This window comes from Photobacterium leiognathi, from assembly GCF_030685535.1.
In the GTDB taxonomy this organism is placed as follows: domain Bacteria; phylum Pseudomonadota; class Gammaproteobacteria; order Enterobacterales; family Vibrionaceae; genus Photobacterium; species Photobacterium leiognathi.
In genome coordinates this window covers 3107566-3122814 of record NZ_CP131601.1, presented here as the reverse complement: position 1 = coordinate 3122814, position 15249 = coordinate 3107566, and the positions used below count along the sequence as shown (strand labels likewise).

Annotated in this window: 14 protein-coding genes and 1 pseudogene; 12 read left to right on the top strand and 3 right to left on the bottom strand. The window is 42.8% G+C overall.

Annotated features, from left to right (window positions below):
* Window positions 1-167: 167 nt before the first annotated feature.
* The 3 genes from pckA to hslR all read right to left on the bottom strand — a co-directional run bounded on the left by pckA (window position 168) and on the right by hslR (window position 3583).
* A complete protein-coding gene (pckA, locus tag Q7674_RS21160; protein WP_439788133.1) occupies window positions 168-1760 on the bottom strand; it encodes a phosphoenolpyruvate carboxykinase (ATP) in 1593 nt (530 codons plus the stop codon).
* A gap of 356 nt (window positions 1761-2116) precedes the next feature.
* On the bottom strand, window positions 2117-2995 hold the full coding sequence (gene hslO, locus Q7674_RS21155) for an Hsp33 family molecular chaperone HslO (RefSeq protein ID WP_045064488.1): 879 nt from the start codon (window positions 2993-2995) through the stop codon (window positions 2117-2119).
* Window positions 2996-3172: 177 nt separating this feature from the next.
* Window positions 3173-3583 (bottom strand): ribosome-associated heat shock protein Hsp15, encoded by a 411-nt coding sequence (gene hslR, locus Q7674_RS21150; protein WP_008985951.1) that lies wholly within the window; start codon window positions 3581-3583, stop codon window positions 3173-3175.
* 275 nt (window positions 3584-3858) lie between these two features.
* Here hslR and gspC point away from each other — a divergent pair, with 275 nt between their 5' ends.
* From gspC to Q7674_RS21090, 12 genes and pseudogenes are all read left to right on the top strand, one after another.
* Window positions 3859-4737, top strand: coding sequence for a type II secretion system protein GspC (gene gspC / locus Q7674_RS21145; RefSeq protein WP_023931335.1), 879 nt, complete (start codon window positions 3859-3861; stop codon window positions 4735-4737).
* A 50-nt stretch (window positions 4738-4787) separates the two neighbouring features.
* Window positions 4788-6818, top strand: a complete 2031-nt coding sequence (gene gspD, locus Q7674_RS21140; protein WP_023931336.1) for a type II secretion system secretin GspD — start codon at window positions 4788-4790, stop codon at window positions 6816-6818.
* A pseudogene (gspE, locus tag Q7674_RS21135) lies at window positions 6818-8321 on the top strand (type II secretion system ATPase GspE). Before gspD ends, gspE begins: the two are co-directional and overlap by 1 nt.
* Entirely contained in the window at window positions 8321-9547 is a 1227-nt protein-coding gene (gene gspF / locus Q7674_RS21130) for a type II secretion system inner membrane protein GspF (protein ID WP_045064492.1), read from the top strand. Before gspE ends, gspF begins: the two are co-directional and overlap by 1 nt.
* Window positions 9548-9566: 19 nt before the next feature.
* Window positions 9567-10007, top strand: coding sequence for a type II secretion system major pseudopilin GspG (gene gspG, locus Q7674_RS21125; RefSeq protein WP_023931339.1), 441 nt, complete (start codon window positions 9567-9569; stop codon window positions 10005-10007).
* Window positions 10008-10016: 9 nt separating this feature from the next.
* A complete protein-coding gene (gene gspH / locus Q7674_RS21120; protein WP_045064493.1) occupies window positions 10017-10601 on the top strand; it encodes a type II secretion system minor pseudopilin GspH in 585 nt (194 codons plus the stop codon).
* Window positions 10591-10950: a type II secretion system minor pseudopilin GspI gene (gene gspI, locus Q7674_RS21115; RefSeq protein WP_023931342.1), complete on the top strand. Its 360-nt coding sequence runs from the start codon at window positions 10591-10593 to the stop codon at window positions 10948-10950. Before gspH ends, gspI begins: the two co-directional genes overlap by 11 nt.
* Window positions 10937-11581, top strand: coding sequence for a type II secretion system minor pseudopilin GspJ (gene gspJ / locus Q7674_RS21110; protein WP_045064495.1), 645 nt, complete (start codon window positions 10937-10939; stop codon window positions 11579-11581). The genes gspI and gspJ overlap by 14 nt, the downstream gene beginning before the upstream one ends.
* Complete coding sequence (gspK, locus tag Q7674_RS21105; RefSeq protein WP_305423275.1) at window positions 11578-12597, top strand: type II secretion system minor pseudopilin GspK; 1020 nt, start codon at window positions 11578-11580, stop codon at window positions 12595-12597. Before gspJ ends, gspK begins: the two co-directional genes overlap by 4 nt.
* Complete coding sequence (gene gspL, locus Q7674_RS21100; protein WP_237156781.1) at window positions 12566-13858, top strand: type II secretion system protein GspL; 1293 nt, start codon at window positions 12566-12568, stop codon at window positions 13856-13858. Before gspK ends, gspL begins: the two co-directional genes overlap by 32 nt.
* Window positions 13858-14340 carry a type II secretion system protein M gene (locus Q7674_RS21095; protein WP_023931347.1) on the top strand — a complete coding sequence of 161 codons (483 nt, stop codon included), beginning with the start codon at window positions 13858-13860 and terminating at the stop codon, window positions 14338-14340. Before gspL ends, Q7674_RS21095 begins: the two co-directional genes overlap by 1 nt.
* Window positions 14341-14342: 2 nt before the next feature.
* Window positions 14343-15101 (top strand): type II secretion system protein N, encoded by a 759-nt coding sequence (locus Q7674_RS21090; protein WP_045064499.1) that lies wholly within the window; start codon window positions 14343-14345, stop codon window positions 15099-15101.
* Window positions 15102-15249 lie beyond the last annotated feature (148 nt).

Sequence of the window (15249 nt, the reverse complement as noted above, 5' to 3'; positions counted from 1 at the left end):
GATCCTTGAAAACTCATAAACGGTATTAAAATAATTATTATCTATTATGAGGTTGGCGCAAATACTTTAGGTTGGCAAGCGATGTTCGTTTGGTTTTAGTACAACCTCATAGTGTGGTGTTAAAGAAATAGAAAAAGCCCCTAAGGTTAGGGGCTTGGTGTTGTTCGTTAGTCTAACTGTGGTCCTGCTTTAACAAGGGATTTGCCTTCTGTGGTATCGGTGTACTTATCAAAGTTAGCGATAAAGCGACCAGCAAGATCTGTTGCCTTACTTTCCCATTGCAATGGATCGGTATAGGTATCGCGAGGATCTAAAATTTCAGGATCGACCCCTGGTAGTGCTGTTGGTACGGAGAGATTGAAAATTGGAATTTGTTTGGTTGGCGCAGTGTCAATCGAGCCATCTAAAATCGCATCGATAATGCCACGGGTATCTTGAATCGAAATACGTTTACCTGTGCCATTCCAGTAGGTATTAACCAAGTAGGCTTCAGCGCCTGCGGCTTCCATGCGTTTTACCAAAACTTCTGCGTACTGAGTTGGATGTAAAGTCAGGAATGCATTACCAAAACAGGCAGAGAAGGTTGGTGTTGGCTCGGTAATACCACGCTCTGTGCCCGCAAGTTTTGCTGTAAAGCCGGATAAGAAGTGGTATTTGGTTTGCTCTGGTGTCAGTTTCGATACTGGCGGTAGCACGCCAAATGCATCTGCTGATAAGAAAATGACTTTATTAGCGTGACCGCCTTTTGAAATAGGCTTAACGATATTATCGATATGATAGATCGGGTAAGACACTCGGGTGTTTTCTGTCTTCGAGTTATCATTAAAATCGATAGAGCCATCACAGCGCACCGTCACGTTTTCTAATAACGCATCACGACGAATAGCATTGTAGATATCAGGCTCAGCTTCTTTTGAGAGGTTGATGGTTTTGGCATAACAACCACCTTCGAAGTTGAATACACCGTTATCGTCCCAGCCATGCTCATCATCACCGATCAAGGCGCGTTTAGGATCCGTTGATAGGGTCGTTTTCCCTGTGCCTGATAGACCAAAGAATATTGCAACATCACCTGATTCACCCATGTTGGCGGAGCAGTGCATAGAGGCAATGTCTTTTAGCGGTAAGAAGTAGTTCATCATAGCGAACATACCTTTTTTCATTTCACCGCCGTACCAAGTACCGCCAATTAATTGCATTTTTTCTGATAGGTTAAAAACTGTGAAGTTTTCGGAGTTCATACCGTGCTCTTGCCACTTAGGGTTAGTGCATTTCGAACCGTTCATGATCACGAAGTCGGGCTCGAAGTTGTCGAGTTCTGCTTCGGTAGGGCGAATAAACATATTTTTGACGAAATGCGCTTGCCAAGCCACTTCAGTGATCACACGAATACATAATCGTGTATCAGGGTTAGCGCCACAATATCCATCTACCACAAAAAGACGCTTGTTAGACAGTTGTGTTGTTACGAGTGATTTCAGATCGTTCCAAGTATCTTGGCTTAAGGCTTTGTTATCGTTCTTGCCTTGATCTGACCACCATAGGGTATCTTTCGTGGTGTCATCTTTCACAATAAATTTATCTTGTGGCGAACGATAGGTGAATATCCCTGTATCAACAGCAACGGCACCTAACTCAGTGACAATGCCTTTCTCAAACCCCTTTAGTTCTGCTTTCGTCTCTTCTTCGAATAACATTTCGTAAGAAGGATTACGAATAACATCTGTAACATTGAGTATACCGTACTGGGATAAATCCATGTTTGTTGCAACCTTATTATCGACACACATCGTGCTCATTGGCGCTCCTTGGGTAAGATGTTGTTTAACTATTAACCATGCTAGCAACCACAAAGGGCTAAATCAGGGATATTCATCATAAAATAACCATATTTTAAATGAGGTTATTAAAAATGTGATTTTGGTGTTTTTTAGTTAGTTTACAGGGCGGTTAAACGATAAAGCTAGAGGGTAGAATTATTATTTCTGGTGAAAAAAGCAGCGGTTTTTAGTGATTAACTTTCAGAGGATGGGAATAACATTGGTTTTTAGGTATAAAAAAACAGGCTGTTATGTCGGTTTTGTAATTATGTTTCATGCTTAATATGAAGCTAGAATTAATGCACTTGGTTGTCGTCAGCTTCTGTTGCGTTTTCACGAAGTGCAGCGATATCAATGCTATCGAAGTCGTAATCAGTACCACAGTAATCACAATGAAGTGATACTTTACCTTCTTCGGCTAAGATTTTTTCAATCTCATCTGGGTGTAGGCTGATCACGGCAGAACCACTACGCTCACGAGAACAACCACACTCAAAATTCACTTCTTGTGGTTCGAATACTTTCACTTCTTCTTGGTGGTATAGACGGTACAACAGATCTTGTGCTTCTAGACCAAATAGCTCTTCGTTCTTCACGGTATCAGTGATGGTTTCTAGGTGCTCGAAGTCACTTTCGCTACCCTGACCGTCAGGCATTACCTGTAGCAACATACCAGCTGCTTTTGGTTGACCTTCAAATTCACCAGTACGTAGCCAGATACGTGTTCTTAGCTGCTCAGAGTTTTTAAAGTACGCTTCTAAACATTCAGCAAGTGTGTCACCTTCAAGACCAACCACACCTTGGTAACGTTCACCTTGGGTTGGGATGATTGTGATCACCATGTAGCCTTTACCCATTAAATCGTGGATAGAGCTACCTTCTTTAACATCGCCTTCCCAACGTGCGACACCGCGAAGGTTTTGGTTTTGATCGCCATTAATAACAGCAAGGCTTACAGGGCCGTCACCTTGAACTTGTACTGTGATAGAGCCTTCAAACTTCAGCGTTGCAGTTAGTAGGCTTGTTGCTACAAGTAGTTCACCAAGTAGGTTTTTTACAGGTGCTGGGTATTCTGTGCTTGAGATGATTTGTTGGTAAGTATTACCAAGCTGTACTAATTCACCACGTACTGACACGCCATCAAATAGGTAACGGTTTAAATAATCTTTGGTCATTTTCTCTTTGTCTCCAGCTGTGGTGCCAACCTTGCATCATGTTCGGTATTGCATCTAAATGCGTTATAACCAGTATTTAAATGAACAGGATAAATACTCATGGTGTCCAGCATTTGGCTTACTTGATATAAAGCACTTTGCTACTTCCAACGAGAATTGATAAAGGCTGGCAACCTTTTATTCTGATGTGTTGATGTTTTTGAATCTCATGATGTCGCGACGTTGTTTTTTATCTGGTCGCTTGATCGGACTCGGATTATCAAAAGCATTGAGTTTGCGCATCTGAGCATGGCGTTCCCGTAATTCAATACTTTGTGCTGTTTCTTGATACAGCAATTGTGCTTCCGGTGCACCACGGCGGGTATCAGAGATCTTTTCAATGATAACGGTTTTTTCATCGTTACCTTGGCGCAGTTTAATTTCCGCGCCCACTTCAACCATTTTGCTTGGCTTAGAGCGTTGGCCGTTATATTGCACTTTACCGCCGTCGATCATTGTACGAGCAACGGAGCGAGTTTTATAAAAGCGGGCAGCCCATAACCATTTATCAAGGCGAACCTGTTTAGGTTCTGATGTCGCTTGACCCATAACGGTTCCTTTATTTAAAGGGGCGATAAAATATCACAATGTCTTAATAGCGTCAGCTATCACTTATTGCTATATAAATGGTGATGTTAATCGGGGTTTTCAATCATCAATTGGGAAATTATTGCAAATAATCGGTAGTCTATTATTTCATTTACCTTTTTTACAAATAATGAATAGTATTCTAGCTTTTTAATAGAGATCATATAATTTCAAAAACTATAATTTTTTTATCATCGTTTTTGTAATACCAGATATTCATTAAATGGATTTCCACTATGCAAGTACTCACATGGTTACCCATGAAGCCTTCAATTTCTCAACGTGCACTTACTCGACTACTGACTTTTATTCTAGTGGTGAGTTTAGCGTGGATATCAGGTCGTATTATGTGGATGTTGCTAGCTCCGCCAGTTTCAATAGCGCCATGGCAAGCAAAATTAGTCCAGGTGAGCGCATCTGAGTCAGACATTAATGTTGGAAATTTATTGTCGATGAATTTGTTTGGCAAATATAGCGCTCAACCTAAGCCTGTCGAAAAAATAGTAAAGCAAGATGCGCCCGAAAGCCGATTAAATCTAAAACTTGTTGGTGTATTGGCAAGCTCTGATCCTAAATCTGCTTTTGCTGTTATTACCAACAATGGTAAGCAAAATACTTACGGTGTAAATGAAGTTATTGATAGTACACGTGCCACATTAAAGGCGGTTTATAACGATCGTGTGTTGATTAGTAATAATGGGCGTGATGAAACTGTCATGTTAGATGGGTTAAAATTCTCTAAACCAAATGAAGCGAAGCATAAAACACCAGCTAAAGAAGAGCGCATTGCTGCGAAAGGCGATGACAGTAAATTAGCCGAAATAAAGAAAAAGATTTTGGCTCAGCCGCAATCTCTATTTAGTTATATTCGTTTGTCGCAAGTGAAAAAAAACGATGAAGTAGAAGGGTACCGAGTTAACCCGGGCAAAGATCGCGTTTTATTTGACGCGGTGGGCTTAAAGCCAAACGATTTAGCTGTTGGTATTAACGGAAATAGCCTGACAGATCCAAGTGTGATGGCAAAATTATGGGCAGAGCTTTCATCAGCTACAGATTTTACATTGACAGTTGAGCGTGACGGTCAAGTACACGATATCCATATTGAGCTGCAATAATTAACAATGCCAAGCTTGAAATAAATATGCGATAAACGCAGGAGTTTTTTGTGAAAAAATTTATGGGGAAAACCGCCCTATGGCTAGCAGGGAGCTTATTTTGCAGCTCAGCTATGGCGGACGAGTTAAGCGCTAACTTTAAAGGGACAGATATTCAAGAGTTCATCAATATTGTTGGGCGCTCTTTAAATAAAACTATCATTATCGATCCTGCGGTTCGAGGCCAAGTAAACGTTCGTAGTTATGATTTGTTGAATGAAAAACAGTACTACAGCTTTTTCCTAAATGTATTGGAAGTTTACGGTTTTGCTGTGGTTGAAATGGAAGATGGCATATTAAAAGTTATTCGAGACAAAGATGCGAAAACTTCTGCAATCCCAGTTGTGGGCTCTAGTGATAGTAACCTTCCCGGTGATGCGGTAGTAACTCGGGTTATTGCTGTCAAGAACGTCTCTGTTCGTGAATTATCGCCATTACTGCGACAACTTAACGATAATGCTGGTGCGGGTAACGTGGTTCACTACGATCCCGCCAATATTATCATGATCACTGGTCGTGCGGCAGTGGTGAATCGCTTGGCAGAAATTATTGAGCGTGTTGATCGTGCGGGTAATAAAGACATAACTGTAGTGTCGCTAAATAATGCCTCTGCTGCTGAAATGGTTCGTATCGTAGAAGCGCTGAATAAAAGTGCTGATGCAAAATCAACACCAGGTTTTTTGATCCCGAAAGTGGTTGCCGACGAGCGAACAAATTCAGTCTTAATTTCAGGTGATCCTAAAGTCCGTGAACGCCTTAAAGCACTCATTCATAAGCTAGATAAGGAAATGGCGGCAAATGGTAATAGCCGTGTTATCTATCTGAAATATGCCAAAGCTGAAGATATGGTCGATGTCCTTAAAGGCGTGTCTGAAAACATTCAAGCAGCCAATAAGAGTAATAAACCTAAAGCGGCAAAAGGCGGTTCAAGTAAAGATGAAGTAATGATTTCTGCGCATCCAGAGACGAATGCACTTATTATTTCTGCGCCAAGTGATGTGATGAACCGACTAGAGTCAATTATTGGACAGCTAGATATTCGTCGTGCGCAAGTTCACATTGAGGCCATGATTGTTGAAGTGCAAGAAGGTGACGGTGTGAATTTAGGTGTCCAGTTTGGATCTTCTCACGGCGGTGTTATTCAGTTTGGTAATACGAGCGCGCCTATCGGCGGGTTACTTTCAGCGCAAGAGCAAGCAAAAGATAAAGTAACGACTCAAAACCGTACTAATCCTGATACAGGAGAAGCGTTACCGCCAATTATAACAACGGAAAGTGGTGACTTAGCACCACTGGCTGCTTTTCTTGGGGGAGTCAAAGGGGCTGCGGCTGCAATTACAATGGGAGATTGGACTGCATTGGTGACGGCGATACAAGCCAACCGAAATGTGAACGTTCTATCGACTCCAAATATTACTGTACTTGATAACCAAGAAGCGAATCTCTCGGTTGGTCAGGAGGTACCGGTTACTACAGGCTCACAAACGGGCTCGAACAACGATAACCCGTTTACTACGGTTGAGCGTAAAGATGTCGGTATCCAGCTAAAAGTGACACCACAAATTAATGAAGGCGATTCTGTTCAAATGAAAATAGAGCAAGTCGTTTCTCAAGTTGCCGATGCAAATGGAGCTGTAGATATTCGCTTTGATAAACGCGAACTAAGCACATCTGTATTAGTGAAAGATGGCAATATGATTGCGTTAGGTGGCTTGATGCAAGAAAAGACTCTTGAATCTGAGCAGAAGGTGCCAATTTTAGGTGATATTCCTGTATTAGGTGCGCTATTCCGCTCAACCAACGATCAAATAGAAAAAACTAACCTGATGGTATTTATTCGTCCAACGATTTTACGTGACGGCATGAGTGCTGATGGCTTAACCCAGCGTAAATATAACTACATTCGTGCTCAGCAGTTATACCAAGCAGATAAAGGTTTGCGTTTAATGGATACTGAAATGCCTGTACTACCTAAGTACGGTGATGACATGGATCTTCCTGCTGAAGTACGCGCTTTTGTTTCTCAATTGGAGCAAAAATAATGGCTGATGGGTTATTAGAAGCAGAATCAACGATAACGTTCCGACTCCCCTTCTCATTTGCTAAACGTCATCATGTGGTGGTGGAAGCTTCTGAGCAAGGCTGGCAACTCTATTTCAGTGGACAACTTTCTGCTGCGGTACTTGCTGAAGTCCGTCGTGTGCTTGGTTGCTGTTTTACGCCCATTGCATTAAGTGAAAGTGAGTTCGAGCAAAAGTTAACAGAAGCCTATCAACGTGATTCATCGGAAGCGCGTCAGCTAATGCAAGATTTAGGTTCTGACAGTGATGACTTCTTCTCTCTTGCTGAAGAGTTGCCTGAAACTGAAGACTTGTTGGAATCGGAAGATGATGCGCCAATCATCAAATTGATCAATGCCATGCTGGCAGAGGCAATTAAAGAAGGTGCTTCTGATATTCACATTGAAACTTTTGAGAAAGTGCTGTCGATCCGTTTTCGTATCGATGGCATGTTACGTGAAGTACTACAACCGAGCCGTAAACTGGCGCCGTTGTTAGTATCGCGTATTAAGGTAATGGCAAAGCTTGATATTGCAGAAAAACGTATTCCACAAGATGGTCGTATTTCATTGCGTATCGGCGGTCGTGCAGTGGATGTGCGTGTATCGACTATGCCATCTTCTCACGGCGAGCGTGTGGTATTACGTCTTCTCGATAAAAATGCAACCCGTCTTGATCTGCATAGCCTGGGTATGACACCTAATAACCATGCGTCGTTTAGAAAAATCATTGAACGTCCACATGGCATCATCTTGGTCACTCGATCCTACAGGTTCTGGTAAGTCCACCACGCTATATGCTGGCTTGCAAGAGCTTAATAGTGCAGAGCGCAATATCTTAACTGTTGAAGATCCGATTGAATTTGATATCGATGGTATTGGACAGACCCAAGTGAACAGCAAAGTGGATATGACGTTTGCTCGCGGTTTACGTGCCATCCTTCGTCAAGATCCAGATGTGGTGATGATTGGTGAGATCCGTGATTTAGAAACAGCAGCAATTGCCGTTCAAGCGTCATTAACGGGTCACATGGTGTTATCAACCCTTCACACCAATACTGCGGTAGGTGCTATTACTCGTTTGCGTGATATGGGGATTGAACCCTTCTTGGTGTCATCGTCGCTGCTTGGTGTATTGGCACAGCGTCTTGTTCGCACATTGTGTTCTGACTGTCGTCAGCCTTATGAGGCAGATGTGCAGCAGAAGAAACTGTTTAATCTCACGGAAGCCGATCAATTAACGCTGTATAAGCCGGGTGGTTGTGAGCACTGTAACCACAAAGGTTACCGTGGCCGTACTGGTATTCACGAGCTGTTGCTGGTGGATGAGCAAGTTCAAGAGCTGATCCATGGTGAGGCAGGCGAGCAAGCCATTGAAAAGTATGTTCGTCAAAATACGCCAAGTATTCGTGATGATGGTTTGAGTAAAGTTCGCCAAGGGATCACCACACTTGAAGAAGTGATGCGTGTAACTAAGGAGGGCTAATGGCGGCATTTGAATATAAAGCGTTAGATGCCAAAGGCCGACAGAAAAAAGGCGTCATTGAGGGCGATACCGCGCGTCAAGTGCGTCAGCAATTACGTGAAAAAGGCATGGTACCGATTGAGGTCAATCAAACCTCAGGTCAGGGCCGCAGCAAAAATACGGCGAGTAAGAAGTTCACCTTAAAACGTGGCATTAGTACCAATGAATTGGCGTTGATCACTCGACAGTTGGCGACATTGGTACAAGCATCGATGCCATTAGAAGAGTGTTTAAAAGCGGTGGCAGAGCAAAATGAAAAGCCTCGCTTGAAGAATATCTTATTGGCTGTACGTTCACGGGTTGTCGAAGGTTACACCCTTGCCGATAGCATGGCGGAGTTTCCTCATATTTTCGATCAGCTGTTTCGTGCCATGGTGGCGGCAGGTGAAAAATCGGGTCACTTAGATACGATTTTAAACCGTCTAGCCGATTACACTGAAAACCGTCAGCAAATGCGCAGTAAGCTGCAACAAGCGATGATTTACCCAATCATGCTGACCTTGGTAGCAGTTTCTGTGGTGGCTTTTTTGCTGGCAACCGTGGTGCCTAAAATTGTTGATCAGTTTGTACAAATGGGGCAGCAATTGCCAACGATAACGGAAGTGTTGTTAGTGGCGAGCAATTTTGTTCAAGAGTGGGGCTTGATTGTAGTGTTGGTGATCGTTGCCATTATTGTGTTGATCAAAACCGCTTTGAAGAAACCTAACTACCGTATGAAGTGGGATCACGGCATTTTGCGTTTACCTGTGATTGGTAAAGTGGCGCGTGGTTTGAATACCTCTCGTTTTGCGCGAACTCTTTCGATTTGTACCTCAAGTGCGATTCCATTATTGGATGGAATGAAAGTCGCATCCGATGTCATGACGAACACATATGTAAATAAGAAGATTTTAGCAGCGGCAGATAATGTACGGGAAGGGGGAAGTCTTCGTGTATCGCTAGAGCAAACCAAATTGTTCCCCCCGATGATGCTACACATGATCGCCAGTGGTGAGCGAAGTGGTGAGTTAGAGCAAATGCTAACGCGCGCGGCAGATAACCAAGATCGCGATTTTGAATCGCTCGTTAATATGGCGCTTGGTGTATTTGAGCCATTATTGATTGTCGCAATGGCTGGGGTGGTAATGTTTATTGTTATCGCAACCCTTATGCCAATTATTGAACTGAACAACATGGTTGGGATGTAGTTTTACCTAGGAGGTTTTAATGCAACAAAAGCAACGTGGTTTTACCCTATTAGAAGTAATGGTGGTAATTGTTATCTTGGGCGTATTAGCAAGTTTAGTGGTTCCTAATCTATTAGGTAATAAAGAAAAAGCTGACCAACAAAAAGTGGTGACAGATATCGGTGCGCTGGAACAATCTTTAGAAATGTACAAGTTAGATAATAGCGTCTACCCAACCACAGATCAGGGTTTAGATGCCTTGGTAACAAAACCCTCGTCTTCGCCTGAACCACGTAACTACCGTGACGGTGGCTACATAAAACGTTTACCAAAAGATCCATGGGGCTACGAGTACCAATACGTGATGCCGGGTGAACACGGTGCTATCGATATCTTCAGCTTAGGTGCTGATGGACAGGAAGGTGGTGACGGTGTGAACACTGACATCGGTAACTGGAACATGTTGGATTATCAAAAATAAGTAGCAAAGATGAAGCGTAGTGCAGGTTTTACTCTCATTGAGATCATGTTGGTGTTGGTATTGCTCGCAACCAGTGCCGTTGCAGTGATCTCGACATTACCAGATAACAAACGTGATGAAATGAAAGAGCAAGCAGTACGCTTTCATCATCTCGCTCAATTGCTGGGCGAAGATGCAATGCTAAATGGTGTGGATTACGGCATTCGTGTTGAGCCACACCAATATCACTTTGTTCAATTAACACAAGATGGTTGGCAGCCATTGGAAGGAGCAAAGTTCTATACCGATGTGAAATTAGATAAAGCCATTACCACTAACGTTGAAATCGGTGGTGCATGGAAAGACAAAGACCGCCTTTTTAAATCAGATTCCTTATTTAAAAATGAGGACTTATTTACAAAGTCAGATGAAGAAAAGAAAAAAATAAAACCGCAAATCGTGGTAATGGCGAGTGGTGAATACACTCCCTTCACCTTAAGTTTTGAGGTTGACGGTGAAAATCAGTTTTGGCGAGTCAGTGCTGATGAGGTGGGTAACTTGGTGTTACTGAAGCCAGGTGAAACATTAGAGCAGGCAACACAACGTGAAAAGTAAGCAAGGTTTTACCTTATTAGAAGTGTTAGTGGCATTAGCCATTTTTGCGGTTGCCGCCCTCAGTATCATGAAAGCAGTCAGTCAGCACATTAACACCTTAGGTTATTTAGAAGAGAAAACCTTTGCTGCAATGGTGGCCGATAACGAATTGGCGCAATTACACTTAAGTGGTCAGTACCCAAGTTCAAGTAAGACTGGTAAGTCGATGATGGCAGGGCGTGAGTGGTATTGGACTGTAAAAAGCGTGAAAACTCAGCAAGCATTATTGAAACAAATCGAGATTTCTGTTGCCACTGACCCACAACGTGAACATTCAGTCATAATGGTAAAAACCTATGTCGCAAACTAATTATTCTCGTCAGCATGGCTTTACCTTACTTGAAGTGCTGGTAGCGATTGCGGTGTTTGCCATGTTGAGTCTCTCTGCGTATCAAGTGATGAATAACGTGATGCGCAGCGATGCCCAATCACAAGATCACAACCAGCGACTGAAAGATATTCAACGAGCCACCATTATGATGGATAACGATTTTCGTCAAATCGTTGCTCGAAAAAGTCGTTTAGATGGTGATTCGCCAAGTAATAAACTACTTCAAGCAACTGAATACTTACTTGATTCCAGCAGTGAAGGGATCATGTTTATTCGCAACGGTTGGCAAAATCCTGAGTCGATGTTTCCTCGTGGTGATGTTACCCGTGTTGGCTATCGCATCGTCGATGATAACTTAGAACGTGTCTGGTTTCGCTACCCCGATACGGTTGTAGCTGATAAGCCATTAGTAAAGGTGTTATTGAAGGGCGTAACAAAACTTACATTCGAGTTTTACTACGATAAAAAATGGCATGATAAATGGGATAGATCGAATGCTGTACCTGAAGGTATAAAAGTTATCATGACGCTAAAGGATTTAGGGGACATTGAGCGAATTTATATTGTTCCAAGCTCGGCTTTACCAAAAGAGTCGGAGCAAGAGCAATGATGAAGAAACAACGTGGTGTTGCGTTAATTGTCGTATTGTTGCTGGTGGCAATGATGAGTTTAATTGCGGTGCAAATGACAGGACGCCTACAGCATAACTTCCATCGTGTCGAGAGCCAAATAAAGCACCAGCAGGCATATTGGTTTAGTTTGGGGGTTGAGGCATTAGCTGAAGAAGGGCTCGCATTAACGTTTAAAGATAGCAAAATTATTGATTTAACTCAGCCATGGGCAATTGAAGATCAAACATACCCCATTGATGGCGCAGTGGTTACAAGCAGTGTTATAGATAAACAGGCATGTTTTAACCTCAATGCTCTTGGTGCAGTAAAGCCTGTGGCCGATGGGAGTAAAAAACCGTTTTTAGTGACTTACTTTCAAAACGTACTCATTGAAAGTGGCATTGATGATTATGCATCGGAAGAAATTGCTGATTCAAGCTGGGAATTTATTGATAAAAATACCACAGTGCAGTCTAGCTATGGCGGTGAAGATAGTACTTATGAAGCGTTTCAACCCGCTTATCTACCACCAAATGGATGGTTAGCAAGTCGCAGTGAATTACGTGCGGTAAACGGTGTAACCGCTGATATTTATAATCAAATTAAAGGGCTTGTTTGTGCCCTGCCAACAGAAACGTTTAAGCTAAATGTGAACACCATTACAGAAAAACAAGCGGTATTGTTATCGGCGTTATTTTCGCCTGAGCTGTCATTGGAGCAGGCAAAAACAATTATTAAAGATCGTGATGCGCGCAGTAAAGGTTGGGATAGCGTTGAGGATTTTATGCGAGAGCTTCCTCAAGTGGATCAAAAAGAGTCAGATAGCGATAAGAAAAAAGAACAATATTTAACAGTTACTAGTAACTACTTTTCACTAGATGCTGAGATACAACTCGATCGTACTCGACTACGTTCGGTATCGTTGTTTAAACGAGATGATGATAACAAGGTGACAGTCGTGCGTCGCCATTATGGAGGAATCCGTGAGCGAATTTCTGACGATAAGGCTCAGTAGTCGACCTGAAATGCCGTTGCAGTGGTTGGTTTGGTCGCCACAACAAAATGAGGTGATAGCATCAGGCCAACTGGCTGATATCACTCAATTAGATCAGTTAATGGAATATGCGGGTTCACGTCCAGTATATGGTCTTGTACCAACCAGTGAAATGCTGTTAACCCAAGTCACTATTCCTGCAGGCAGCAGTCGCCAATTAAACGCTGTTTTACCTTATCTCTTAGAAGAAGAATTGGCGCAGGATGTGGACAACTTGCATGTGCAGCTATTACGTCGTACAGAAGACGTGGCAACGGTTGCCATTATTGAAAATGAAAAGATGGAACAGTGGCTGGCTGCGTTTAAAGAGCGTGGCTTTGAGCTCAAAAAACTATTGCCTGATTGTTTATGTTTACCGTTATTTGATGATGGTTATAGTGCTGCTGAAATCGAAGGGCAATGGTTGATTCGTCAGTCTGAAGTCATGGGGGTCTGTGCTGAGACAAGCTGGCTAGATGCGTGGATCAGTGCGCAAAAAGCACCAACCGTATTAGCCGCTACAGAAGAAGATGAAACCCCTGAAGAGACAGAGTCTCAAGCGATTGAATCTGCATCTTCAGAGTTAACAGCGCCACCGATCCAAGTGGTTGTGTACAACTATACACCGGAACCTGAGGGGATAAGCGGACGTTGGCAAGCTCAAACACCTGAGCTTGTGATGCAATTATTAGCGCAAGGTGCTGCAGAGAGCAAAATAAATCTTTTATCCGGTCCCTATAAGCTTCAAGCTGCTTGGCGCAAACACATACAGCCATGGCGAAAGGTGGCGATTGCTGCGAGTCTCGTGTTAGTTGCATTGGTGGGTGAACATATAATGCAGTTGCAACAACTTGAGTATCAAGCGCAATCTTATCGTGCTGAAAGTGAACGCATTTTTCGTCAAGTACTCCCTCAATTTAAGCGTATTCCTTCACAGAGTTACTTGAAAAACCAAATGAATGCAGCACTGAAAAGCTTAGGTGGTAAAGGTTCAGATAACGGTATTTTAATATGGTTAAGCGAATTGAAACCTGCATTTTCGCAAGTGCCAAGTGTGAAAGTGGTGAATTTAAAATACGATCAAAAACGTGGTGAATTACGCTTGCAGGCAACTGCTTCCGATTTCCAAGATTTTGAGAAATTACGCAGTGTATTAACGAAAAACTTTAATGTCGAACAAGGACAATTAAGTAAAGAAGAGGGCTTAGTTAGTGGCGCTGTCGTGCTAAGGAGGAAAGCATAATGGCAGAAATCAAGTCATGGTGGAAAGCACTTAGCCAGCGAGAGCAATTTCTTGTATTGGGAGCAGGTGGAGCACTACTGATCGCGACTTTATATTGGGGGTTATGGCAACCCCTAAATCAGCGAACTGAGTCGGCGCAGAATCGTATTCAAAATGAACGCCAGTTATTATCATGGGTCGAAGACAAGGCGAACAAGATCAGTGCATTTAAGCGTGCTGGTGGTTCGGTTAAAGTAAGCAGTAAAGGTTTGAACCAGGTCGTAAATGAAACCACTGGACGCTTTAAGATTGAATTAATCCGCATGCAACCACGTAATGATGCGATTCAAGTGTGGGTGAAACCAGTGCCGTTTAATGCGCTATTGAATTGGTTGTCTTACCTGCAAGATAACTTTGGTATTGAAACCCAATTTATCGATATTTCAAAAGCCGATCAAAACGGTATGGTTGAAGTGAATCGCTTACAGTTAGGACGAGGTTAAGAGTGAAATTTAAACTCGCTATTGGTACAACATTTGGCTTGGTATTTATTACCAGTGCGATTGCGCATGTACCTGCAAACTGGGCGTGGCAACAAGCCCCGAAAGTTTCTGGCTTATCACTAACGGGCATTAAAGGTACTTTGTGGCAAGGCTCGGCAAGCCGTTTGGTTTGGCAGAATAAAAACTTAGGTCAAGTGTCATGGGGTATGTCTGTAGGTAGCCTGTTTACGGGCAAAGCAGCTTTTGATGTAAGCTTTGGTCAAGGCAGTGATATGCAATTACAAGGTAGCGGTACTGTGGGCTACAGTATGGCTGGTCCTTTTGCGAAAAAGTTGTTGGTGTCAGTGCCTGCAGCGAATGCCATGCAATATGCCAAAGTGCCAGTACCTTTAACATTGACGGGGAACTTAGACCTAACCGTGCGTGACTATGTTTATGCTGCACCGTATTGTAAAACGTTAAATGCGACATTGGCATGGGTAGAAGGTATCGCATCATCACCAATGGGCAATATCAATCCTGGACCTGTATTTGCAGATCTAAGCTGCCAGGAAGGTGCAATTGCAGCGAAAGCAGCGCAGTCTTCTGAAGATGTTAGCAGTGATTGGCAAGCTCGCCTTGCTAAGAATAACAGCTATACTTTATCAGGCTGGTTTAAGCCGGGAGCTACGTTTCCTGAGCAATTATCTCAGCAATTAAAGTGGTTAGGTGAGCCTGACTCAAAAGGGCAATACAAGATCAATTACTCTGGTCGTCTGTGATCATAACATCGCATTGATGTACATTATGTAGTGGTTATTAATCACAAAGTTCACAGTAAGAGGCAGTCTATCTAGGCTGCCTCTTTATTTATGGCGACGTTTAGCTTTTAATGAAGCTTAGAGATAAAACAATATTCTTATTCGCGAT